The organism is Faecalibacillus sp. H12, from assembly GCF_013361255.1.
Lineage (GTDB): Bacteria > Bacillota_I > Bacilli_A > Erysipelotrichales > Coprobacillaceae > Faecalibacillus > Faecalibacillus intestinalis.
This window is the reverse complement of the sequence record NZ_JABWDK010000058.1, coordinates 1-1,770: the sequence shown is the minus strand read 5'-3', so window position 1 is coordinate 1,770 and position 1,770 is coordinate 1. Positions and strand designations below refer to the sequence as shown.

General features: G+C 52.1%; 1 rRNA gene (only partly in view). It reads left to right on the top strand.

Going from position 1 to position 1,770, the window contains the following annotated elements:
* Window positions 1-1,770, top strand: a 23S ribosomal RNA gene (locus HUU89_RS14810) (its annotated part extends 382 nt beyond the left edge of the window); the annotation flags it as partial.

Genomic DNA, 1,770 nt, shown 5'->3' with positions numbered 1-1,770 from the left:
GCCGGGACCATCCGGCAAGGCTAAATACGAGAGAGTGACCGATAGTGAACCAGTACCGTGAGGGAAAGGTGAAAAGAACCCCGGGAGGGGAGTGAAAGAGAACCTGAAACCATATGCCTACAAGAAGTCAGAGCCCGTTAAAGGGTGATGGCGTGCCTTTTGTAGAATGAACCGGCGAGTTACTGTATGGAGCGAGGTTAAGCAGGATATGCGGAGCCGAAGCGAAAGCGAGTCTTAAGAGGGCGAGAGTTGCATGCAGTAGACCCGAAACCGGGTGATCTAGCCATGACCAGGTTGAAGTTGGGGTAAAACCCGATGGAGGACCGAACCGACCCCCGTTGAAACGTTGGCGGATGAGTTGTGGCTAGGGGTGAAATTCCAATCGAACCCGGAGATAGCTGGTTCTCCCCGAAATAGCTTTAGGGCTAGCGTCGAGGTAAGTTGCGTGAAGGTAGAGCACTGAATATGTGATGGCCCCATCTCGGGGTACTGAGCATAATCAAACTGCGAATGTCACGCCAACATGCTCGGCAGTCAGACAGCGGGTGATAAGGTCCGTTGTCAAGAGGGAAACAGCCCAGACCATCAGCTAAGGTCCCAAAATGTATGCTAAGTGGAAAAGGATGTGGAGATGTACAGACAACTAGGAGGTTGGCTCAGAAGCAGCCATCCTTTAAAGAGTGCGTAACAGCTCACTAGTCGAATGACTCTGCGCCGATAATTTACCGGGGCTAAGCATACTACCGAAGCTATGGATCCCAAGGGATGGTAGGGGAGCGTTCCATGAACGGAGAAGTACGACCGAAAGGACGTGTGGAGATCATGGAAGAGAGAATGCCGGTGTGAGTAGCGGAACGTGGGTGAGAATCCCACGCACCGAAAACCCAAGGTTTCCAGAGGAAGGTTCGTCCGCTCTGGGTAAGTCGGGACCTAAGGCGAGGCCGAAAGGCGTAGTCGATGGACAACAGGTAGAGATTCCTGTACCCGTATATATGTGAAGGAATGACGGAGAGAGGAAGCTGCAGCCAGCGGCTGGAAGAGCTGGTGCAAGCGAGATATCGGGATGGCAGGCAAATCCACCATCCGAAACGAGAAGGCGTGAAGCGTACGGAAAGCTACGGCGAGTACGGAAGGCAGTGGAGGAACTTCCAAGAAAAGTTTCTAACGTAAAGTATATATGGCCCGTACCGAAAATGGACACACATGGGTGAGGAGAGAATCCTAAGGTGAGCGAGAGAACTATAGCTAAGGAACTCTGCAAAATGACTCCGTAACTTAGGGAGAAGGAGTGCTCATAGAGATATGAGCCGCAGTGAAACGGCCCAAGCGACTGTTTACCAAAAACACAGCTCTCTGCTAAGCCGCAAGGCGAAGTATAGGGGGTGACGCCTGCCCGGTGCTGGAAGGTTAAGGGGAGGGGTTAACGCAAGTGAAGCCCTGAACTGAAGCCCCAGTAAACGGCGGCCGTAACTATAACGGTCCTAAGGTAGCGAAATTCCTTGTCAGGTAAGTTCTGACCCGCACGAAAGGCGTAACGATTTGGGCGCTGTCTCAGCTGTAGACTCGGTGAAGTCTTAGTACCTGTGAAGATGCAGGTTACCCGCGACTAGACGGAAAGACCCCATGGAGCTTCACTGCAGGTTGATATTGGGATTTGATGCAGCATGTACAGGATAGGTAGGAGGCAAAGAGATGGATACGCCAGTATTCAAGGAGCCGCTGTTGGGATACTACCCCTGTTGTATTGGATTTCTAACCGGACGACGTAGA